The sequence below is a fragment of the Thermoanaerobacter wiegelii Rt8.B1 genome, from assembly GCF_000147695.2.
GTDB classification, from domain to species: Bacteria; Bacillota; Thermoanaerobacteria; order Thermoanaerobacterales; family Thermoanaerobacteraceae; genus Thermoanaerobacter; species Thermoanaerobacter ethanolicus.
The window spans coordinates 2,202,512-2,226,003 of record NC_015958.1 but is presented as its reverse complement, the minus strand read 5'-3'; the positions used below and the strand labels follow the sequence as shown (position 1 = coordinate 2,226,003).

Annotated in this window: 13 protein-coding genes and 1 pseudogene; 12 read left to right on the top strand and 2 right to left on the bottom strand. The window is 35.5% G+C overall.

All coding sequences use genetic code 11. The annotated features are described in order from the left end of the window. The first annotated feature begins 5 nt into the window (after positions 1-5). The 4 genes from THEWI_RS10815 (at position 6) to glmS (ending at position 4,801) form a co-directional block, all read left to right on the top strand. Entirely contained in the window at positions 6-581 is a 576-nt protein-coding gene (locus THEWI_RS10815) for an indolepyruvate oxidoreductase subunit beta (protein ID WP_003870041.1), read from the top strand. A 121-nt stretch (positions 582-702) separates the two neighbouring features. Further along, entirely contained in the window at positions 703-1,302 is a 600-nt protein-coding gene (locus THEWI_RS10810; RefSeq protein ID WP_003870040.1) for a lysophospholipid acyltransferase family protein, read from the top strand. Between the two features lie 68 nt (positions 1,303-1,370). After that, positions 1,371-2,714, top strand: coding sequence for a phosphoglucosamine mutase (gene glmM / locus THEWI_RS10805; RefSeq protein WP_014063450.1), 1,344 nt, complete (start codon positions 1,371-1,373; stop codon positions 2,712-2,714). A 260-nt stretch (positions 2,715-2,974) separates the two neighbouring features. Next, on the top strand, positions 2,975-4,801 hold the full coding sequence (gene glmS / locus THEWI_RS10800; RefSeq protein ID WP_003870038.1) for a glutamine--fructose-6-phosphate transaminase (isomerizing): 1,827 nt from the start codon (positions 2,975-2,977) through the stop codon (positions 4,799-4,801). 540 nt (positions 4,802-5,341) lie between these two features. On the opposite strand, the gene THEWI_RS10795 is transcribed toward glmS, so the two are convergent. Together THEWI_RS10795 and THEWI_RS10785 are read right to left on the bottom strand one after the other, a co-directional pair. After that, complete coding sequence (locus tag THEWI_RS10795) at positions 5,342-5,740, bottom strand: four helix bundle protein (protein WP_014063449.1); 399 nt, start codon at positions 5,738-5,740, stop codon at positions 5,342-5,344. A 1,208-nt stretch (positions 5,741-6,948) separates the two neighbouring features. Continuing rightward, a complete protein-coding gene (locus tag THEWI_RS10785; protein ID WP_014062776.1) occupies positions 6,949-8,199 on the bottom strand; it encodes a transposase in 1,251 nt (416 codons plus the stop codon). Between the two features lie 315 nt (positions 8,200-8,514). Between THEWI_RS10785 and THEWI_RS10780 the strand changes: the two genes are divergently transcribed. The 8 genes and pseudogenes from THEWI_RS10780 to istA all read left to right on the top strand — a co-directional run bounded on the left by THEWI_RS10780 (position 8,515) and on the right by istA (position 23,457). Next, positions 8,515-8,847, top strand: a complete 333-nt coding sequence (locus tag THEWI_RS10780; RefSeq protein WP_014063448.1) for a hypothetical protein — start codon at positions 8,515-8,517, stop codon at positions 8,845-8,847. A gap of 54 nt (positions 8,848-8,901) precedes the next feature. Further along, the gene (locus THEWI_RS10775) at positions 8,902-12,015 is read left to right on the top strand and encodes a DUF499 domain-containing protein (RefSeq protein WP_014063447.1); all 3,114 of its coding nucleotides are present in this window, start codon (positions 8,902-8,904) and stop codon (positions 12,013-12,015) included. Beyond that, positions 12,015-12,584, top strand: coding sequence for a DUF3780 domain-containing protein (locus THEWI_RS10770; RefSeq protein ID WP_014063446.1), 570 nt, complete (start codon positions 12,015-12,017; stop codon positions 12,582-12,584). The genes THEWI_RS10775 and THEWI_RS10770 overlap by 1 nt, the downstream gene beginning before the upstream one ends. After that, the gene (locus tag THEWI_RS10765; protein ID WP_052877871.1) at positions 12,577-15,480 is read left to right on the top strand and encodes an anti-phage-associated DUF1156 domain-containing protein; all 2,904 of its coding nucleotides are present in this window, start codon (positions 12,577-12,579) and stop codon (positions 15,478-15,480) included. Before THEWI_RS10770 ends, THEWI_RS10765 begins: the two co-directional genes overlap by 8 nt. A gap of 15 nt (positions 15,481-15,495) precedes the next feature. Continuing rightward, entirely contained in the window at positions 15,496-18,207 is a 2,712-nt protein-coding gene (locus THEWI_RS10760; RefSeq protein WP_014063444.1) for a phospholipase D-like domain-containing anti-phage protein, read from the top strand. Beyond that, positions 18,116-19,972, top strand: coding sequence for a DUF262 domain-containing protein (locus THEWI_RS10755; protein ID WP_244262368.1), 1,857 nt, complete (start codon positions 18,116-18,118; stop codon positions 19,970-19,972). The genes THEWI_RS10760 and THEWI_RS10755 overlap by 92 nt, the downstream gene beginning before the upstream one ends. 176 nt (positions 19,973-20,148) lie before the next feature. Then, positions 20,149-22,164, top strand: coding sequence for an AAA domain-containing protein (locus THEWI_RS10750; protein WP_052877870.1), 2,016 nt, complete (start codon positions 20,149-20,151; stop codon positions 22,162-22,164). Positions 22,165-22,255: 91 nt separating this feature from the next. Next, a pseudogene (gene istA / locus THEWI_RS10745) lies at positions 22,256-23,457 on the top strand (IS21 family transposase). The last annotated feature ends 35 nt before the right edge of the window (positions 23,458-23,492 follow it).

The following is a 23,492-nucleotide window of genomic DNA, read 5'->3' as shown; positions in this document are numbered from 1 at the left end:
ACAAAGTGCAAGAAGTAAAGAGCATATTAATGGTAGGGGTAGGAGGGCAAGGCACTATTTTAGCCAGCAATGTATTGGCAGAGGGGCTACTAAAAAGTGGTTATGATGTAAAAATGTCAGAAGTCCACGGCATGTCTCAAAGAGGAGGAAGTGTCAATACTCAAATAAGGTTTGGAGAAAAAGTTTATTCTCCAGTCATTGAAGTTGGGGCTGCTGATGTTATCGTAGCCTTTGAAAAAATGGAAGCTGTGCGATGGTTAAATTATCTTAAAAAAGACGGCGTTGTCATTGTAAATACGGTAGAAATACCTCCACTTTCTGTGCTCATAAGCAAAGAAGAGTATCCCAAGAACTTAATTGAGGAAATATCAAAAAGCGTAAAGACAATTGCAGTAGATGCAGATAAAATAGCAGAGAGCCTTGGAAATATAAAGGCTCAAAATATAGTTCTTTTAGGAGTACTTGTTAAATATTTAGGACTACAAGGCATTGATTGGGAAGAGGTAATAAAAAATAACGTGCCACAAAAATTTGTTGAATTAAATACAAATGCCTTTAGAAAAGGGCTGGAGGTAATCTAAGAGGGGGAGATAATTTCCTCCATTTTTTATTAAAAGAAGGATTGTTAAAGATTGTGGCGAATATATCTTATAGCGCTGACTTTATTGAATTTGTCATTAGAGGAAGGGAGGTATTATTTTTTTGTTATATAGAATTTTACGGCTTATTGCTAAATTGATTCTTAAGATATTCTATTCCTTTGAAGTAAAATATGAGAAAAATTTGCCTGAGGGAGCTTGTATTTTTGTTGCAAACCATCAAAGTTTGCTAGACCCAGTTGTGGTAGCCTGTTCTGTAAAAAGACCCGTTATATTTTTAGCAAGTTCTGAACTTTATAAAAGACGTTTTTTAAAATATTTTTTAAAAATTGATAAAGCAATTCCCATAAAGAAAAATTCGCCTGATTTAAATGCCATAAAACAGGCGTTATTTAGACTAAAGGAGGGAAATTCTATAGGATTATTTCCAGAAGGAGGAATATCACCAACTGGTAAAGTAGAAAAAATGTATGAAGGGGCTATGTATATAGCATATAAATCGGGAAAGCCCATTGTGCCAGTGGCTATAAAAGGCACAAGAGAAATACTACCTTTTGGCAAATATTTTCCCAAATTTAGGGGAAAAATTGAACTAAAAATAGGGGAACCAATTTACCCAAATCTGAATATTGATATAAAGATGGAAATTGTTGAATTGAGAGACAAAGTTATGCAAAATATATTAACAATGTTGGAGGAATAGTGTAAATTGAAATATGGTTTTCACTGTGATAAAATATTATCGTATGATTTATTGAGAGGAGATAGAAAATGGCAAGGTTGTTTGGTACAGATGGTGTTAGAGGTATAGCTAATTATGACTTGACTCCACAACTTGCTTTTGAACTAGGAAGAGCAGGAGCATATGCTTTGACGGAAGGAAGTCATAGGCCCAAAATTGTAGTGGGAAAAGACAGCCGTATTTCTAGCGACATGCTAGAATGCGCATTAGCTGCTGGTCTTACCTCTGTAGGGACGGAGGTCATAAGTGTGGGGATAATTCCTACACCAGCGGTAGCTTACCTTACCCGATTATATCAAGCAGATGCTGGAGTTATGATATCGGCATCTCATAATCCCGTAGAGTACAATGGGATAAAATTTTTTGATAAAAATGGGTATAAATTGCCAGATGAAGTAGAAGATAGAATAGAAAATATAATAAAAGAAAAAATTGAGTTGCCTTCTCCTATTGGAACGGGAATAGGTACCAGGAAAGAATACACAAATTCTCATAGAGATTACATAGAGTTCTTAAAGTCTACTATTGATGGGGATTTAAAAGGAATGAAAATTGTAATTGATTGTGCTTATGGAGCTAGCAGCACAGTAGCGCCAATTCTATTTAAAGAACTAGGGGCGGAAGTCATATTACATGGAGCAGAGCCTATAGGGGAAAAGATAAATGTCAATTGTGGGTCTACTCATCCTGAAAAATTGCAACAACTCGTCATAGAAAATGGGGCCGACATAGGTTTAGCCTTTGACGGAGATGCTGATAGACTTATTGCAGTTGATGAAAAAGGAAATGTTGTTGATGGAGACCACATAATGGCAATATGTGCTATAGATTTAAAGAAAAAAGGTAGGTTAAAAAATAACACAGTTGTGGCAACAGTTATGAGCAATATAGGCTTTGAGATTGCACTTAAAGAGCAAGGGATTAATCTCATAAGGACAAAAGTAGGAGACAGATATGTTTTAGAAGAAATGATAAAAGGCGGATATTCTATTGGTGGCGAACAATCAGGCCATATTATTTTCCTTAATGACAATACTACTGGAGATGGGGAAATTACTGCTTTAAAACTTTGTTCTATTTTAAAAGAAAGTGGCAAAAAATTGTCAGAGTTAGCTGCCTGCATGGTTACTTACCCACAAGTTCTTATAAACGCAAAAGTAAAAAATGAGTTAAAACATGCTTATTTAGAGGATGAAGAAATAAAAAGGGAAATTGAAAACTTAGAAAGGGAAATGAGAGGAGAAGGACGAGTACTTATAAGACCCTCGGGCACTGAGCCTCTTGTGAGAGTTATGGTAGAAGGAAAAGATTATGATAAAATTAGTCAAATGGCAAAAGAACTTGCTGAATTAATAGAAAGAAAATTAAATTAAATAAAAGTGCGAAAGGTATTATTTGAAAGGGGGGATGCCTATTGAAGAAGAGTAAAAGAAGGTAAGGATTAAAAATTAAAAAAGCGCCTGGGCTTAAAGTGTATACTTTAAGCTGACGAGGACAGGGTTTATCGAGTTATCGGCGGGTGCCCTGCGGTTTTCTGCGACCGATAAAGGACTGGTAAAACCACAGGCGACTGTGGCATAAAGCAGTCTGGGCAGGGATGAGTATTTATTACAAAAGTGAGAGGAGACCGAGTATGTGTGGAATTGTAGGATATATTGGCGATAAACAGGCGACGCCAATACTTTTAGAAGGTTTGACAAAATTGGAGTATCGAGGCTATGATTCGGCAGGAATTGCCATTTTAAATGATGGCAATATAAATATAAAGAAAGCGAAGGGAAGATTAAACGTCCTAAAAGAGCTTGTTGAAAAAGATAATATGGTAGGGACAATAGGCATAGGACACACAAGGTGGGCTACGCATGGTGAACCATCTGATACAAACTCCCATCCTCATTTATCCCAATCAGGGCTAATTGCAGTAGTCCACAATGGCATAATTGAAAACTATCTTCCACTGAAGAAATGGCTGTTAGAGGAAGGTTATACCTTTAAGTCTGAGACTGATACAGAAGTTGTAGCAAATTTGCTGGAGTATTATTACAATGGCGATATAGTAGAGGCTGTGAAAAAAGTTTTAGACAGAATTGAAGGTTCTTATGCCTTAGGCGTTTTGTGCAAAAACAATCCCGATATGATTGTAGCTGCAAGAAAAGAAGCACCTCTTATAGTTGGAATAGGCAATGGTGAAAACTTTATTGCATCTGATATCCCAGCTATATTAAAACATACAAGAAGTGTATATTTTCTTGATGATCATGAGATTGCCATAATTAAAAAAGACAGCGTAGAGTTTATAGACATGTTTGGAAGGCAAGTAGAAAAATCGCTTTTTGAAGTAAAATGGGATGTAGAGGCGGCTGAAAAGGGCGGTTATGAACATTTCATGATAAAAGAAATTCACGAGCAGCCAAGTGCTATAAAAGATACATTAAGAGGCAGAATAATTGATGATTCAGAAATAGTTTTAGATGATGTGAAAATTACTAAAGAAGACCTTGAAAAGATAGATAAAATCTTTATTGTAGCCTGTGGAACAGCTTATCATGCGGGTGTTGTTGGGAAATACGTCATAGAAAATCTTGCGAGAATACCTGTTGAAGTAGATGTCGCTTCAGAATTTAGATATAGAAACCCCTTAGTAAATGAAAGAACTCTTACAATTGTAATAAGCCAGTCGGGGGAAACAGCAGATACCATTGCTGCATTAAAAGAAGCTAAGAAAAAAGGGTCAAGAGTTATAGCCATTACAAACGTCGTTGGAAGTTCTGTCTCCAGAGAAGCAGATGATGTACTATACACATGGGCAGGTCCTGAAATAGCTGTTGCTTCTACCAAAGCTTATACTACGCAACTTATAGCTCTCTATCTTGTAGCTATGGACCTTGCAATAAAAAGAGGGACAATAACTAAAACAAAGGTTATGGAACTTTGCACAGAATTAAAGAAACTTCCTGAAAAAGTTCAGTATTTACTTGACAACAAAGATGTAATACAAAAATTTGCCTCTGAACACTATAATGCAAAAGACGTATTTTACATTGGAAGAGGACTGGACTATGCCGTTGCTATGGAGGGTTCTTTAAAACTCAAAGAAATATCCTATATTCATTCAGAGGCTTATCCGGCTGGTGAATTAAAACACGGTACTTTGGCCCTTGTAGAAGAGGGAACACTTGTGATAGCTCTTGCAACACAAGATGACCTTTTTGAAAAGATGCTTAGTAATATAAAAGAAGTAAAAGCAAGAGGTGGTTTTTTAGTCGCCTTTGCAAAGCAAGGTAATTTGCAGCTGGAGGGCGTTGTAGATAAAGTAATATATATACCTGAAACGCTTAAAGAGCTTACTCCAGTATTGACAGTTGTGCCTTTGCAACTTTTAGCATATTATATGGCAGTAGAAAAAGGATGTGACGTAGATAAACCGCGTAATCTTGCAAAGTCAGTTACAGTAGAATAAGGATATTCCTCCCACCCATGCGAAATGTATATTTCATTTAAATCTTTTCCCTGTGTGAAAAAAGTGGTTCCGTTTGGGTAGGGAAAAGGGAAAGGGTTTAATGGGCAAGTATCATTGAACAAGGTGAGGGATAAGTGGTAAGGCCTTGAGAGATGAGGGTTTTACACCACTTATCCCTTTTTCCTTTTGCCCTTGAACCTGCCCATTCGGACAAACTTTTTTCGCACAAAATAGGAGCATGATTGGGAATTTTTAGTCGAAATATAGCTTATTTACGGAAAAACTTTATTACCTCCCAGAAAATGCCATGTAGATTTTATGCGGGTTTGAGGGATTGGAAATGGAAAGGGTTTTTTTAAATTAACATAGTTAGGGGCAAGGAAAAAGGAGATAAGGATCAAGTTTTGAAATTGTTTTTGGTTGAAGTTTTTCCGTGGGTAAAAAAGTCGTTCCAAAAAGGGAAAAAAGTTTTTCTTGTATTTATTAGATCCTTGAACCTTGTTTTGAAATATCTTATAAATGGCAGAAACAAGACAAAAGTTATGCTATTTCCTCATCTCCTGCTTGATATTGCAGTTTTCGGATACAGCCGATCAACATCTTAATTATTTCAATGGTTTTTTGCTCAAGAACAATATAATCTTCTTGAGAAATATATCCATTATCAGCAGCAATAATAAGCCAGTGCCGCGTTTCCGATGCACTGCCGAGTGCATTATTTAAAAAGTTTATCTGTTTTTTCTTATAAAGCTGGCCGTTGCCCTCAGCAATATTGGCGCCAATGGAGGTAACGGCCCTTATTATTTGTGATTTTATTGCATATGTTTCAAACTGAGGAAAATTAGCAGTGATTAAATATATATCTTGAGTCAATTCCCTTGCCTTTTGCCAGACTTTAAGTGTCTTGAAATCTTTTATACTATAATCGTTTTTCTTCATCCCTATCACTCTCCCTTCTTAAAATGTTATTATTTGCTCTTATAATAACTGAAAAGGGACTTTAAAATCAAATTTTACTAAGTGGCTATTGGCACAAGGATTAAGAAAATAAAAGTTTTTTATAGAACTATAAAAGGAAAAGCCTCTACCCTGGTTCTCAGAGTAGAGGCTTTATTTTTCGTTTTTAAAAATGAACGGAACGATTTTGAATATGCGAAACCTTAATCAAAGATTTTCGTTTTTAAAATCAAAATTGTATTTATATTACAAAGGCTTCAGCAAATCTTGCTGCAAATGTTGTAAACAGATTTAGGGGTAAGAAAAATGTTTTTTTGTATACCGTTTCCAATTGTTGGTTTTCATTCGGGACTGCTATTTCAACCTCATCTCGCCAGAAATCTTTTCGCCGCACGCAGATCCAAAAGATACCTTTTGGCGAACAAACAAATTTGACATATTTTATCATATATGTCAACTCATTTCAGATTAGTTTTCATAGCGTATGAATATTCTACCATTGATTATTTCATGCATCAATGTTTTTTTAATAAAAAATTATAAGAAAAGCTTGAAGTAAGTTGAAATAGGTTTTTGAAAAGAAAAAAGGAATTCAGTGGTATGTATGAGGCACACGTTTTTAAAAACGAATTATGATTTTGAATTTGTTGTTAGGTTTTTAAAAACGAAAGCCTTTTGAAAATGCTTCCATTTTTCCATTTGAAGCAATAAGATCATGTTGATTGATTTCATTAATTCATATTAAGACGTATTAACATAAATTAATTTGTATTAATACATATTAATTTGTATTAATACATGTTGGCCCATATTAATAAAATCACAATTGGTAAAAACGAGAGTTGAAATGCGGATAGTGTATTTACGATTTTAAAAATGCTCCAAGCATGGAGGCTATTTAATGTTTACCGCTAAAAAACGTTATTATTGCAAGAAATACATAGAATACTTGGAATAAACCAAAATAATTTGTCAATTTTAACTTAAAAACATAATTTTAACGATTTTTGCTATATTGGTTTCAGAGATTTCGCATCTAATTTCCAATAAAACTTTTTTCTTGACAGGAAATCAGACGTATTCTATTTTGTTGAAATTTTGGAATTTGAAAAGGCCGTAGGCCGTGTATATAGATACACTTTCCCCCTCCCCATTATATCGAAAAGATATACTTCCAATTTTATTATCAACTATGTAGTGTTAAAAATTGGATTAATCCAATTCATAATTATCAACATTTCATCTTTCAGATCTTCTATTATATTTATCTGCAAATGTCTTTTCCCTCTAAATCCCCTAATGTTTCTAAAAAAGTATAATTGGGTCAAGTTAAAGGCTATCATCATGAATTCAACTATAGCCTCTACGCCCCTAGGGCTATGCAAATAGCAATGATCAAAATGACACTCTGCTTTCAATTGGTGAAATACATTATTTTCAATATCCCATCTTTTATGTATTATCTTCCATAAAGTCTCAACACAAATATTTTTGTTGGTGGTTACAATCCAGACTTCTTTTAACTCTTTCTTATCACCTTCTTGAATATTCTCTAAAAATCTTATAAATCTCACCTTAATATCCATACCCCTCATTTCAAATCCATCATCATCCCAAGCACTAACGATAATCTTCTTTGTGTTTCCTTCACGCACTATCCATTGTTTGTCAGCTTCACGTCTTTGAAACAGTCCTAATGCGTCTTTAACAATATGAAGCCTTTCATCTTTTACTCTGATAACTGCATCCATTCCAATTGCTAGAACTTCCATAATCCATGATGCTTTGCAATACAAAGCATCCGCAACTATAACATCTGCAAAATGATGAAATTTTTTATAAAGCTTTCTAATAAGTCTTTTACCTCCAGTAATTTCACCTTCATCTTTATTTGAAAGGTCTTTTTTAGGTTCTAACATCTCATAGCCTAATACAATATGGGGATCAGAACCCACAGTTGCACAAACAACTGCTCTGTGGAAGTAATGAGTTATTCCTTGTTTATCAACACGGGTAAGGCATTTTTCACACCTCTTTTTTGTACTTTCAAATATCTCAACTCCATCAATAGCAGCAACCTTTATTCCATCTATTGTACCATTTCTAAATACCTTATTTTTGAATATAGTGCTTATTATATGATCATGCAAAATATTCAAACCGTTTATATCAAAACTACTTAAGGAACGTCTAACAGCATCAATATGGGGCAATCTTGTTTTCTTTGGAAATAAATTTTTAAATCTTCTTTTTTTAAGCCAATGTTCAAGTCTATTAAAACTTTTAAGTCTACAGATAAATGTAAGCAAGACTATAAAAGAAATAGTTGAAGTCTCAATTTGAGGATTTAATCTTCCATCTTTTAACCCCTTGATTTTTTCTCCAAGATGGTATACCTTAGAGAAGTAGGTGAGCATTTGTTTTAAATAGCACTTGTTCATCTTAACATCCTTTCTATTGAATTGGTTACAAGATTCATTATAGAAAGGATGTTTTTATTTTTAAACACTAAATTTTTTTCCAGTAAAAATCGGAATTTACATGCTTCAATTATTATTCATCTAATCCTTGTCATATCATTGGCTAAGCACTATTTGTTTTTTAATCTGCGAAATCTCTGTATTGGTTTGGTTATTAAGCGTTTTAGAGGTTCTGAGCTGGTTTTACTGCTCACAAATTTAAAGAAAAATCTAAAAAAGCTTGATGAATTTTATTTTTTGTTATGCTATGATTAAAGAGAGGGAGGGATATATTTTGTGAGAAAGCCGCATCAGATTTGGGCCTTAGTGAGCCCAGCAATGCATAAAAAACTAAAGGAATATGCAGTACAAAACAAAATAGCTGCTACGCGTGCGAAAATGATTATGTATATTCTTTATAATTTTCATCCTGACCAACTTTTGGAAGACTATACTTTCCAGTCAAAGACAGGGAAGATGGTTAATATAAAAGTTTCTGATGTAGAGCTTGAGTATATCAAAAGCCTCGCACAGCGCTACAATTTAACTATTAGCCGCTTGCTGCGGAATATGGTTTATACCTTCTTTAGGGAATTAGAAGAACAAAAAAGACGGGAGTATGTCGATTGAAAAGGTATAGGAACATTTTAGAAGTATTAAGGTGAAAGGTAGGGGATTCAAAAGGTGAAAACCTTATACGAGCTTTGTGTGCCGCGGGAGAGCGTTTTTGATGAAACAAAAAGAGATGACGTATTAGATTTAACTGATTTAATTGAAAATAGAATAGACCCGAATCGTTTTTTTGAAGAAAATTACGTAACTCAAGGCATGAGAATATTATTTGAAACGGCCTTTAAGCGTTTTCACAGGCAGAGTGCAGCAGGTGTTATCAAGCTAACGCAGAACATGGGCGGTGGTAAAACGCATAACATGATTGCACTTGGGCTTTTGGCCAAATATCCAGAGTTTAGAGAAAAGATAATGGGGGATAAGTTTAAAGACAGTCCTCTTGGAAAAATTAAAGTTGTTGCATTTACAGGAAGAGAAAGTGATGCTCCTTACGGCATATGGGGAGCAATTGCTCAGCAGCTTGGGAAAAAAGAAATGTTTAAAGACTACTATTCGCCTCTGCAAGCGCCTGGGCAAAGTGCGTGGGTGAACCTCTTAAAAGGAGAGCCACTTTTAATTCTTCTTGATGAGCTACCTCCGTATTTAGAAAATGCTAAAGCAAAACCAGTTGGTGATTCAAATTTAGCGGTGGTAACTACTACAGCACTGGCAAATCTTTTTAATGCTTTAAATAAAGAAGAACTTTCTAATGTATGTCTTGTTATTTCAGACTTGCGGGCTGCATATGAAAGCGGGAGTGAACTTTTGCAATCTTCCTTCAAAGAACTTGAAAATGAGGTCAATCGCTTGGCCATAAATATTGAACCAGTTAATATGACTTCGGATGAAATATATCACATTTTAAGGAAGAGGCTTTTTAAAGTTTTGCCTTCAGATTTAGAGATAAATGAGGTGGCGAATGCCTATAAGCAGGCAGTTTCAGAAGCAAGACAAATGGGCTATACCAATGTCTCACCTGACCAAATTTTTATCGGAATAAAGGATTCTTATCCTTTTCATCCTTCCATAAGAGACCTTTATGCGAGATTCAAAGAAAACCCTGGTTTTCAGCAGACAAGAGGTTTACTTAGATTAATGCGCATAGTTGTTTCTCAGCTTTATAGAGGTGGTAATCCAAAAGCGAAAAGTAAATACTTAATAAATGCTTATGATTTTGACTTGAACGATCATGAAATGCTAACTGCGATTACGCAGGTTAAGCCCTCGCTTGCCAATGCTATTGCTCATGATATTGCTTCAAATGGAAAATCCGTTGCGGAAGTAGTTGATGCAACAATGGGAGAAACCCACATGCAGGACCTTGCAAAGCTTATACTTGTCTCCTCTTTGGCAGATGTGCCAAATGCACTTTTAGGACTTTCGCTTCAGGAGACAATAGGATACTTATGCGAACCAGGAAAGGATATTACCCGTGTAAAAAGGGCACTTGATGAATTTGTCATGCGGGCATGGTATCTTCATACCGACAGAGATGGTAGGTTATATTTCCAAAACACAAGAAACTTAATAGCAGAACTTAATTCTTTGGTGGATTCTTACGATAACGAAAGTGCTAAAAAAGAATTGAGGACTTTCCTTGAGGAAAAGTTCAAACCCACTATTGGAGATTGCTACCAAAAAGTTTTAGTTTTTCCTGCTGTTGATGAAATAAGGCTTTCTGAAGATAAAGTTACCCTGGTTATATTCGAACCGTATACGGGAGGGCCAGGTTTACACCCTGATTTGCAAAAATTCTATGAAAACGAAAAGTACAAGAACAGGGTAATGTTTCTCTCGGGTTCCAGGAGTACAATGGAAAAGCTCCTGCATGCAGCTAAAGAACATAAAGCAATTAATGAAATAATTAACAGAATGGAAAACGAAGATAAAGTTCCCGCAAACAATCCGCAATACCAGAAGGCTCTTGAAAAAAGAGACAGGATAGTATTGGAACTTTTGCAGGCAGCGAGGGAGACTTTTACGCAACTATACTATCCTGCAAAAAATGGTCTTTTAAAAGCTGATTTTCTGATGGAGTTTACGAGTAATGAATATAACGGGGAAAAGCAAATAAGGGATGTTTTAATACAGCGACAGAAATTCACTACGGATATTACGGGTGATACCTTTAGAAAAAAATGCGAAGACAGATTGTTTACCCAAAAAGAAATGCGGTGGAGCGATATAAAAGAGCGAGCAGCTACAAATCCTTTATGGCAATGGCATATTCCTACTGCACTTGATAATTTAAAAGGGGAGATGCTCAAAAAAGGCATATGGCGTGAACATGGTGGGTACATAGATAAAGGGCCGTTTCCAAAAGAAAAAACCAGTGTTCAAATTCAGGAACTGCGAAGAGATGAGGACACAGGCGAGGTAATCCTGAAAATTACTCCGCTTTATGGAGATAAAGTTTACTATGAAGTTGGCTCTGTGGCAACCGAAGCTTCAAACCTTGTGGAAAATCCGTATGAGTTTAGGACAAAAGAAGTAAAACTTTCATTCCTGTGTGTCGACAGCAGTGGCGAACACGAAACGGGCGAACCAGTCGAATGGGTTAACAAAATAGATCTTAAGTATCGAGTATACAATAAAGGAACGAATAAGGTTGTTGAATTGAAATCCATTCCTCCAGCTACCATAAAATACACAACCGATGGCTCTAATCCAAAGGAAAACGGAGGTATATACGAAGGCGAGTTTGTTGTCCCCGAAAACTGCACATATGTGGTAGCAGTTGCAGAAGCTAAAGGGGTTTATTCAAGTACCCGTGAAATTAAAATAGACAAGGAGAGAAAAGAAGAAGTTAATATAGCTGTTGAAAAACCGTTGACACTTAACAGGCGTATAAGAACGAATGACACCAAAGAAACCTATGAAGAACTTGATTTGCTTAAAAAGCACAATGCAAAGATTAGCGATGTTATAGTGACTTTTTATAAGGAAGAAGAAACAAGCGGCGATAAAGGTTGGGTAGAATTAACCTTCGATTCTTCTATGAAAATAGATATAGATAAACTCGAAAACAGCATGGATAACATAAGAAGCAACTTTATGGACAAGGGAAAGATAAATATCAATTTTGAATGCAACAGTATCCATTTTGATACTGGCCAGGATTTTTTGGATTGGGTTGCAGAAAAGAAGATGGATTTAAAAGACTTTAAAGAACAGGAGATTGTTCAATAATGGCAAGTAAAAGACAGGTTTTCGGCTTTGGCTTTATTCCCGAAGAATCTCAGCATCATTTTTTAGTGATTATTCCGCGTGCCAATGATGGCAAGGTTATTATTTACGAGCGTTTTAAATGGCAAGATGGCGTTCAAGAACAAGTAATTGACGAAAGAGAAGATAGACCGAAAGTTGAACTTTCAAAGTATAAATGGAAACAGATAGAAGATACCTTAAAAAACGAATTCAATGCGAGGTTGAAGAAGGAAAAATTACCTGCTGGTAAATGGCATGTAGGGCAGGTTCCTGTTCAGAGGCTTTTTGGCAAAGAAATGGTGCTTTTAGCTTGGGCAATAGAGGATTGTGATCCTTCTGTGATACCGATAGCTATAAAGAACTGGCTTGGGCTTTCACCAGAAGAGCGCTGGTGGCTTTTTACCATGACCAATGCCGCAACAGGGGGGCTTAATGATAAAAGAGGCTGGCGAAAGGCTATAAGGTATGCGCTTACCGAAAACCCTGTAGAAGAATCAAACAGGCAGTTGGACTTTTTCGACTTGATGCTTCAAAGAAAAATAAATGACTAAAGGGGTGGCAGAATTGTTTGACTGGAATAAATCTTTCATAGAGGTTCAATTTCCCGTATCAAAAGCTTCAAAAGAGAGCTATAAAGAGAGAAAGGCAGGCAGTGGCCAAACATTGACAGGGCTTGGGAAGTGGTGGGGCAGGAAGCCTCTTATTCTTGTAAGGGCTGCACTTCTTGGCTTATTGATGCCTGCAAGCGATAATCCCAAAAAGGATATGGAGATATTCCTGAAAATATTGACTATGGATGAAGAAGGGCTGTGGCTTCGCAAAAAGCAGTCAATTCCTATTAAAGAAATATATGAAAATTTATCTGAAGAGGAGAGAGAAAGATATTTTGAAAATAATGATGGCAAAATCACATACAAAAGCAATATAACCAGAAAAGAAAAAGAACAATTACAAAGACTTGTATTTAATAGGCTCTCTTATGATGAAAAGCTTAAATATTGCGTGAGGCCAGAAGAAATAGATAATCTTCCTGAATCCGAATGGCAGGTTATAAATCAGCATTTAGGCACAAATGCAAAAAGCTTACAGGAGCTTGTCCGTGAGCTCGGCAAAAAAAGATTTGGAAAAGTTCCCGTTGTTGGTGATTGCTTTGCAGGTGGTGGAAGTGTGCCTTTCGAAGCGGCAAGGATGGGCTTTGATGTGTACGCTTCGGATTTAAATCCTATTGCTATGCTTTTAACATGGGCGGCGCTGAATATTCTAGGAAGTTCAGAGGAAGAAATAGAGAGTTTAAAAAAGTTTCAGGAAAAGATATTCGAGCTTGCAGATAAGCAGATTACCGAGTGGGGGATAGAACATAACGAACAAGGTCACAGGGCCAATGCTTATTTATACTGCAATGAAACTATCTGCCCTGAGTGCGGATGGAGGGTGCCTCTTGCACCTTCTTGGATTGTCGGGAAGGGGACAAAAACGGTTGCTATTTTAAAAGAAAACTCCGAGACTAAAAGTTTTGATATAGAGATAAAGTCAAATGCAACGGTTGAAGAAATGGAACTTGCAGAGAAGATGGCTACAGTAAAGGACAGTAGCCTTGTATGCCCGCACTGCAAGGTTTCAACCCCAATAGCAGCTATTAGAAAAGACAGAATAAAGGAGGATGGTTCAGTAGAATACGGCCTTCGCAGGTGGGAAGCTCACGAATTTCTTCCACGACCTGACGATGTATTTCAGGAGAGGCTTTACTGCATAAGGTATGAAACTCAGGATGGTAAAAGGTATTATACAGCTCCAACAGAAGAAGATTTAAAAAGAGAAGAGAAAGTTGTAAATCTTCTAAAAGAAAGATTTTATGAGTGGCAGGAGAAAGGATATATTCCAAACAGTATGATTGAAGAAGGGGAAAAGACTAATGAGCCTGTAAGAACAAGAGGTTGGTCATACTGGCATCAGCTGTTTAATCCAAGGCAACTTTTGGTGCATGGGCTTTTGATGGAACTGATTGATAAGCATGCAAAAACGGAAAAGGAGAAGGTTGTGGGGCTGTTGGGAATAAATAAGTGTTGTGACTGGAATTCGAAATTATGTAGGTGGGATAATAGTTATGAGAAATCCATCCAAACATATTATAATCAGGCTTTAAACACAATTTATAATTATAGTTCGAGACCGATAGTATTTTTACAGAGTAGTTGGATTTTAGATTTGAATAGTTACTTTTTAACAAAATTTGCTACTATAAAATTATCTGATGCAAGAAGTATTAAAAATATGTCTGATATCTGGCTCACCGATCCCCCCTATGCTGATGCCATAAATTACCATGAACTTTCCGAATTCTTCCTTGCATGGGCTAAGAAAATGCTTCTTGATGTTTTCCCTGATTGGTATGCCGACAGCAAGCGTGCTCTTGCAATAAAAGGGACTGGAGAAAGTTTCAAGCAAAGTATGGTGGAAGTATACAAAAACTTAGCAGACCATATGCCTGATAATGGAATGCAGATAATAATGTTTACCCATCAAAATGTCAGCGTATGGGCAGATTTGGCTTTGATCTTGTGGGTGGCAGGTTTGAGGGTAACTGCTGCATGGAATATAGCGACAGAAACAGATGCCAGTGGGATAAAGCAGGGCAATTATGTAAAAGGAACTGTCATTCTTGTCCTTCGCAAGCAGACTTCTGAGGAAACTGCATATCTTGACGAGATTTATCCAGAGATTGAAAGTGAAGTTCAAAGTCAAATTGACATTATGAGAGCACTAGATGACAAGGAAGAACCTAATTTCAGCGATACCGATTACTTACTTGCCGCTTATGCTGCTTCATTGAAGGTGTTGACATCTTACAAAAAGATTGAAGATATTGATATTCAATATGAACTTTCAAAAACAAGATTACAAGGGGAAGAATCACCGATTGAAAAGATAATAAATGAAGCTGTAAAGATTGCCTATGATTATATAATACCTAAGGGTTTTGATTCTTATACGTGGAAAATGCTGACGCCAGAAGAGAGGTTCTATATTAAAGGTTTAGACCTTGAAAAGGAAGGCATTTATCAATTGGGTGCATATCAGGAATTGGCAAAAGGCTTTGGTGTTAAAGAATATAGAGAACTTCTTGCCTCTACAAAGGCTAACAATGCAAGATTAAAGACAGCATTAGAGTTTGGAATGAGGGGATTGGGCAGCAGCGACAAATTCAGCAACACGATTGTTAGAAATGTCCTTGCCGCACTGCATCAAGCTATAAAAGCAGAAGACACAACAAAGGGTAGAAACTGGCTTAAAAACGAATTGCCCAATTACTGGAATCAAAGAAGTATAATTATTGAGATATTGGAATATATCTCAGCGTTAGGCAATATAAAAACAATGCCTCACTGGAAAGAGGAAGCAAAATATGCAAGGCTTCTTGCGGAGCTTGTGAAAAATGATGGAGTGTAAGCGAGGGTAATTGAGATGATTTACCGTTATTCCTCAAGAAGAAAAAGATTGGATTCAAGTTTTTTAAATGAAAAACTTAAAAATGCTGTAAATTATGACAGGATTGCTGGTTATTTCAGCTCTTCCATCATTGAGGTTGCAGGAGAAGCAATTGAGAATATCCAGGGTTGTGCAAGGGTTGTATGCAATTCAGAAATGCAGAAGGAAGATGCTGTTACAATAAGTGCTGCCGTTAATGCTATGCGCAGGGAATGGTGCAGTGCAAAACCCGAAGAAAAATATAAGAATGTCCCTGAAAGATTAAAAAAGCTCTACAGTCTTATAAAAAGCGGTAAACTGCTTATAAAAGTTGTCCCGAACGATGTTTTTGGACTTATCCATGGGAAAGCAGGAGTTATTACCCTAAAAGATGGGCGAAAAACAGCCTTTATAGGCAGTGTAAACGAAAGTTATGCTGGTTGGAAACTGAACTATGAGATACTTTGGGAAGATGATTCAGAAGAGGCAGTAAAATGGGTTCAGGAAGAATTTGATTATTTCTGGAATAGTCCTTATGCGGTGCCTCTTGCAGATTTTATCGTTGAGGACATTAAGAGGATTTCCGAAAGAAAAGTGATTTATTCTATTGATGAATGGAAAAAAGACCCTGAACCTGCTTCAACTGTTATTGAATCGCCAGTATATAGAGAAGAACTGGGTTTATGGGAACACCAGAAGTATTTCATAAATATGGTTTTTGAGGACCATAAAAAATACGGAGCAAGGTATGTGCTCGCCGATATGGTTGGGCTTGGGAAAACTGTGCAGCTTGCTATGGCTGCACAGCTTATGGCTTTATATGGAGATAAGCCTATCCTTATAATTGTGCCAAAAACGCTTATCTGGCAGTGGCAGGATGAGATGAAAACTCTTTTAGATATGCCGTCAGCAGTATGGGATGGAAAGGGATGGGTAGATGAGAATGGTATAAGGTATCCTGCAAATAGCGATACAGCTATAAAAAAATGTCCAAGACGTATCGGTATAATCTCCCAAGGGTTAATTACAGCAAATTCCGAACAGATCCAGCATCTTTTGAATTTGGAGTATGAATGTGTAATTGTGGATGAAGCCCACAGGGCAAGGAGAAGAAATTTAGGTCCTGGCAGGGAAAAAGAAAAACCTGAACCGAATAATCTGATGAAATTTTTACTTGAAATTTCTAAGTGCACAAAGAGTATGCTCTTAGCCACTGCAACACCTGTGCAGTTATATCCGATTGAAGCATGGGATTTGCTCTATATTCTTGCTCAGGGCAGCGATGCTGTTTTGGGAAATACTTTCAGCATGTGGAGAAGATACCCTGAAAGAACTATAAACTTGATTACAGGGAAAGAAGTTCTTGACCGTTTTGATAGAGAAAATTGGGAGTGGATTAGGAATCCTTTCCCACCAGCATCTGAAGGAGAAACGACATTTGGATTTATAAGAAAGCAGTTAGGCATGGCCGATAATGAATTTGTGATAAAACCAGAAGTATTTGACCAGCTGAGAGAACAGGATAAGCGGAGGATTATTAGAATTATAGACGATAATTTTATGACCGAACACAATCCTTTTATAAGACACATAGTAAGAAGGACCAGGGAATATCTTGAAAATACTATAAATCCTGAAACAGGAGAACCATATTTAAAAAAGATTGAAGTTGAATTAATGGGAGAAAGCGATGATGAAGTTATTGTTTTGCCGCCGTATTTGCAGGAAGCTTACAGGTATGCAGAGGAATTTTGCGAGCTATTGAAGAGAAGATTGAAAACCAGGGGATTTTTTAAGACATTGCTTTTAAGAAGGATGGGTAGCACTATAATTGCGGGAAGGATTACTGCAGAGAGGATGCTTAACAATTGGGGAGATTTTGTAGTAGAAGAAGATTACGAAGAAGAGGAAGTAGAGGATGAAAAGGATATTCAAAGTGAAACAAAGAATTTAACGGAAGAAGAAAGAAATTGCCTCAGAAAATTAATCGAGACCCTGAATATTAATAAAGAAAGAGATCCCAAGTACAATTTGGTTTTAAAGTTACTTATTGAAGATAAATGGATAGAGCGTGGATGTATTATTTTTTCTCAATATTATGATTCCGCCTTTTGGGTTGCTGAGAGTTTATCTCATGATCTTCCAAATGAAAAAATAGGACTTTATGCAGGCGGAGAAAAATCAGGTGTGTTTGTTAATGGAATTTATGAAAGGAAAAGCAAGGAAGAGATAAAGCAGATGGTTAAAAGGCACGAATTAAGAATTTTAGTTGGTACTGATGCTGCCAGCGAGGGATTAAATCTTCAAACATTGGGCACGCTTATAAATCTTGACTTGCCGTGGAATCCGACAAGGCTTGAGCAGCGCAAAGGGAGGATCCAACGTATAGGGCAGGTTTACGATAAAGTGTATATTTATAACATGAGGTATAAAGGTTCTGTTGAAGACAGGGTGCATCAATTGCTTTCCCAAAGGCTTGCGAATATTTACGATATGTTTGGTCAAATTCCCGATGTTTTAGAAGATGTATGGGTGCATGTGGCATTAAATGAAATTGAAGAAGCAAAGAAGAAGATTGATGCTATTCCAAAACAACATCCTTTTGAACTACGGTATCATGCTCATGTTGGCAAAATTGATTGGGAAAGTTGTGCGAAGGTGCTGGATAATAGAGAAAAGAAGAAATATCTTATGGTTGGCTGGCAATAAATTGGATAATGGAAGGAAGGATGATAATAATATGTCATTTCAAACACCGCTTACAATATATGATGCCATAAAAAACATAAGCAGCAGGAAATATTTGCTTCCTGCAATACAAAGAGAATTTGTTTGGAGTGAAGAACAAATAGAACGGCTATTTGATTCAATTATGCGGGGTTATCCTATTGGTTCATTTCTTTTTTGGAAGGTTTCAAAGGAAAGCGTGAAAAAATATCAGTTTTATGAATTCATATGCCACTATCATCAGGGTAAAAGCCACAACCAGAAAGCGGTTCTTATGGGGGATGAAGAAATTATATCAGTTCTTGACGGACAGCAAAGACTTACTTCCCTTTATATTGCCCTAAAAGGAAGTTATGCCTCAAAAGTTCCTTACATGCGTTGGAATAACCCTGCCGCTTTTCCGAAGAAATATCTTTATTTAAATCTACTTAAGGAAGCTGATGATGAAGATTTGAAGTATGATTTCAGATTTCTTACCGAAGAAGATGCAAAAAAAAGAGATGAAAATACATTTTGGTTTAAAGTAGGGGATATTCTTAATTTTGATCCTCAAGATCCTTCGCAGATTAATGACTTTTTAATAGAAAATCAGCTTGCTACAAACAAATTTGCATCCAGAACACTTTTCAGATTATCAGATGTTATCTTTAAGCGCACGTTAATAAATTATTACCTTGAGGAAGATCAGGAACTCGATAAGGTTTTGAATATTTTTATCCGTGTGAATAGCGGTGGTACGCAGCTGAGCTATTCTGATTTGTTGCTTTCAATTGCTACCGCACAGTGGGATAAAAGGGATGCGCGAGAGGAAATTATAAAGTTTGTAGATGAAATTAATAACATTGGGAGAGGCTTTGCATTTAATAAGGACTTTGTTTTAAAAACTTGCCTTGTCCTCTGCGATTTTAATGATATCAGGTTTAAAGTTGACAATTTTAATGCTCAAAACATGGCAATTATTCAAAATAACTGGGATAAGATAAAAGAAAGCATAAGAACAAGCGTAGAATTAATAAATACATTCGGATTTGATTATCAGACCTTGACTTCAAATAACGCAATTATACCAATAGCTTATTATTTGTATAAAAAAGGTCTAAATAGTAGTTATGTAACTTCTTCAAATTTTAGGTCTGAAAGAGAAAAGATAAAAAAGTGGCTTCATATTGTTCTTTTAAAGCAAATTTTTGGCGGACAATCAGATAACATTTTAAGGATTATAAGAGATGTTATAAGAGATAACTTAAATGGCTTCCCAGTTGACATTATGAAGCAAAGGCTGAAGGGCACACCAAAATCATTGGATTTTGGCGAAGATGAAATAGAAAATCTATTAGAATATGAATACGGCAAAAGATATACTTTTTCGGTTTTGGCTCTTTTATATCCCACACTGGACTATAGCAATCTCTTTCATCAAGATCACATTCATCCAAGAAGTTTCTTTACGAGCAGAGAAAAACTACTAAAATTAGGAGTAAAACCAGAAGATATCGATTTTTGCCTCGAAAATTATAATAAGATTCCAAATCTGCAACTTTTACAGGGCAATATAAATATGTCGAAAAGTGCAAAGCCATTCATCGAGTGGCTTGATGAAAATTATAAAGATGACATTGCCAAAAATCAATATAAAGAACTTCACTATTTGAGCGGGTTGGATCTTTCTATTGTTAATTTTAGGCACTTTTTTAATAAGCGCAAAGAAATGATGAAAGATAAACTTATGCAGATTTTGATGTTCTGAATAAAATAAGGGTAGTTTGCAGGATTGATGGTAGATTATAACGGTATTGCCCATGGCACTGGTCATTGAACAGGCTATAAACTTATTTGAAGATGTGGCTTAATTTGATGTGATATAAGTAAGTAGTAGTTTTAGATTTAAGGGAAACGCTACTATTCGGAAAAGAGGGGGTATATATGGATATAAGGAGCAAAGTTTGCAAAATATTTGAATACCTTTTAGCAGTTAAGAATTTAAACGAGACAGTAATTAGAAATATTGAGCAGTATGATGAAGTAATCTGGCAAAAGGATTTGCCAGATTATGAAGGGTGTTTTTTAAATGGCAGTGGGAAATATAAAGAAGCTTGGCTTGAAGTACATAAGCAGGATCTACCATCTGCTCCACAATTACCAAAAACGTTAAGTGATTGGGTGATTTATTGGCCCGATCCAGAAAAAGAACCAGTAGTTAAGAAACAAATTCCTAAAAAAGACAAAATTACAGAAAAGCAAGAAGTAAGCAGTAAGAATTCTTTTTCTTATAATGACTCTTTATTGAGCGAAAAAGATAAAGCAGATTATGAAAATTTCGAGGATGACCCTGAAAGAGTAGAGGCTTTTAAAGAATGGATAGAAAATGTATGGCGTCCTTGGATGAATGAAGCTTTACCTAAAAAAAGAATTAAAAAATTATATACAAAATTATTTACAATACATCAAAGAATTCAGCGTGAAGGAGAAGACGTTGAACTTGCATGGGGGCATGGTATATTATGGTGGGATGTTAACGGATTTAGGATTAAAAGGCCTGCACTTGTAACGCCATTAGAATTACAGTTTGATGCTAAAAATGGGATTTTTATATTGTTACCAACAAGTAAAAGAACATATTTGGAAACTGATATGCTTAACAATATTGATTTGCCATATATTAAAAGGCTGCAACAAATGGAATTTGAGATTCAGAATGCCGAAATAAATGTTTGGGATAAGGAATCAATAGAACCTCTTTTAAAGGAGATAGTGCATACAATAAATCCTGAAGGTATATATTCAGATGAAGATTTTCCCCTCCAAAATATAGGGGAAGTTCCCGTAATTACTTATTCGCCTGTCATATTTTTAAGGAAAACCAGTGGACGCATATGGCATACAGAATTAATTACAGCGATAGATAAAATAAAAAACGGTTATCCTATTCCTGAAACTATTAAATTGCTTGCTGTTGATAATTTAGAAGAATGTAAGAAAGAAGATGAAGCAAATAATAATCAAGATAATTGGGATTCTGTTGGAGAAGATTTGTTATTTCCTCTTCCAGTAAATAATGAGCAAAAATTGATTGCCCAGAAGTTGGCTGTAAGCCCTGGTGTAGTTGTTCAGGGACCACCTGGCACTGGGAAGAGTCATACAATTGCTAATTTAATTTGCCATTTGCTTGCACATGGGAAAAGAGTGTTAGTGACGAGTGAAAAAGAAAGAGCATTGCGGGTTTTAAGAGATAAGATTCCAGAAGAAATTAGGCATTTGTGTGTAAGTGTGTTAGGAGGAGATTCTGCTTCTGTAAAGGAATTAGAGAATTCAATAGAAAATATTACTGAAAATATCGATATCTACGATCCTCAACTTTTAAAAAAGGAAATAGAAAGGCTGAGAAACGAATTATATGAAACAAGGAAAAAGAAGACTCGATATCAAAATTTAATTAAACAGGCAGGCGAATTGGAAAACAAAAAGGTTAGTATTGGTAATTGTGAAATGACTCCTTTAGAAATAGCAAAATGGCTAAAAGAAAATGTTGAACATAACTGGATGCCTGATTCTATAAGAATAGATCAAGAATGTCCTTTATCGGAAGCAGAGGTAAGAAAATTTTTTGAATTAGCGGGGAAGTTACGAACGAGCGATAAAGAAAGTTTAGGAAAAAAGAGACCCAAAATTTCAGAATTACCTGATCCACATATATTCAATGAAAATGTATTGAATATTAGGACTCTTGAGCAGCAAATAGCGGAAAAGTTTAATTATATAAAGGATTGGAATGTATCTCAAAATGTCTATAACGAAGTAGATACATATAAGCAAAAGATTTTGTCTATAATTAATGAACTAAAAGAGTTAAGCGAACCTTGGATGCAGTTTATTATGAAGGATTCAATATCAGGTGGGGACAGAAAAGAATTATGGAAGGTACTTGCTCAGTGTAAATGATAAAATAAGAATGTACGAAAAGTGGAAAATAAAAATGTACAAATTTGTACATGAATTTGGTATCCTTCTGTTTGTAGGAGGGATACCAAAAATGAAAAATCTATTAGGTCAAATTAGTATATTTAAAGCTATGGAGATAAAACCTAATTTTTCAGAATTAGCAAGAGAATATGGAATAGATAGGAGAACTGTTAAAAAGTATTATGAAGGATATGAAGGCAAGCCAAAAACAAGAAATAAACAAAGTAAATTAGATAAATACTATGATGAAATAAAAGCAAAGCTTGAGATAAAGGGGGTTACGGTAAAGGGAGTATATGAATACTTTGTTTCTAAAAATTATGATATTGGAACATATTCTAATTTCAACAAATATGTAAAGAGAAAGGGGTTGAAACCTACTAAAAAAGCAAGTGGTCATCCACGATTTGAAACTCCTGCGGGAAAACAGGCCCAGGTAGATTGGAAGGAAGACATAAAATTAGTTTCGAGATATGGAGAAGAATTCGTTGTTAATGTATTTAACTATAAACTTGGATATTCAAGATATTGCTACTTTGAATATAGGAAAGCAAAAACTCAACAAGATGTAATTGAATGCTTGATAAACGCATTTAAAGCTACAGGAGGTGTTCCGGAGGAAATACTTTTTGACAATATGAAAACAATAGTTGATATAACAAACGAGGGGAGGAAGATAAATAATAAAATAAAAGCATTTGCAAATGATTTTGGCTTTAAGATACGCTTATGTAAACCAAGACACTCATATACCAAAGGAAAGGTGGAATCATCTAATAAATTTATTGACTGGTTACTGCCATACAATGGTGAATTTGAAAATGAAGAAGATTTAATAAAGATAATTGATGAAATAAACAAAAAGTTAATCAATCCACAAATCAATCAACAGGGATACAACCGATAATATTATTCCAAAAAGAGAAGGAGTATCTATCTCCGCTACCAAGTAATGATATCATAGAAAGTTATATGAACTTCGAGCAAAAAGCAACTGTCCATAAAGATTCTATGATATATTACAAAGGGAGTAGATACTCAGTCCCTCCAAAATATATAAATAAAACTGTAACTCTTAAAACAGTAGAAAATGAGTTACATGTATATTTTAACACAGATTTGATATCTGTCCATATATTAAGTGATAAAAAGATAAATTATCATGAATCTCATTATAGAGAATTAATGGAAAATCTCATCAAAAATAGAGAAGATATTGAACAAATATGCACAAATAATCTTAACGAATTAGATAAATTATTGCATAGGTAGGTGAAAATGTGAGTAACTATATTAAGCTATTAAAC

Bases quoted from the DNA above. Each gene is read 5' to 3' on its own strand.
- glmM (WP_014063450.1), top strand. From the start codon at position 1,371: ATGGCAAGGTTGTTTGGTACAGATGGTGTTAGAGGTATAGCTAATTAT.
- glmS (WP_003870038.1), top strand. From the start codon at position 2,975: ATGTGTGGAATTGTAGGATATATTGGCGATAAACAGGCGACGCCAATA.
- THEWI_RS10795 (WP_014063449.1), bottom strand. From the start codon at position 5,740: ATGAAGAAAAACGATTATAGTATAAAAGATTTCAAGACACTTAAAGTC.
- THEWI_RS10785 (WP_014062776.1), bottom strand. From the start codon at position 8,199: ATGAACAAGTGCTATTTAAAACAAATGCTCACCTACTTCTCTAAGGTA.
- THEWI_RS10770 (WP_014063446.1), top strand. From the start codon at position 12,015: ATGGCAAGTAAAAGACAGGTTTTCGGCTTTGGCTTTATTCCCGAAGAA.
- THEWI_RS10765 (WP_052877871.1), top strand. From the start codon at position 12,577: ATGACTAAAGGGGTGGCAGAATTGTTTGACTGGAATAAATCTTTCATA.
- THEWI_RS10760 (WP_014063444.1), top strand. From the start codon at position 15,496: ATGATTTACCGTTATTCCTCAAGAAGAAAAAGATTGGATTCAAGTTTT.
- THEWI_RS10755 (WP_244262368.1), top strand. From the start codon at position 18,116: ATGCTCATGTTGGCAAAATTGATTGGGAAAGTTGTGCGAAGGTGCTGG.
- THEWI_RS10750 (WP_052877870.1), top strand. From the start codon at position 20,149: ATGGATATAAGGAGCAAAGTTTGCAAAATATTTGAATACCTTTTAGCA.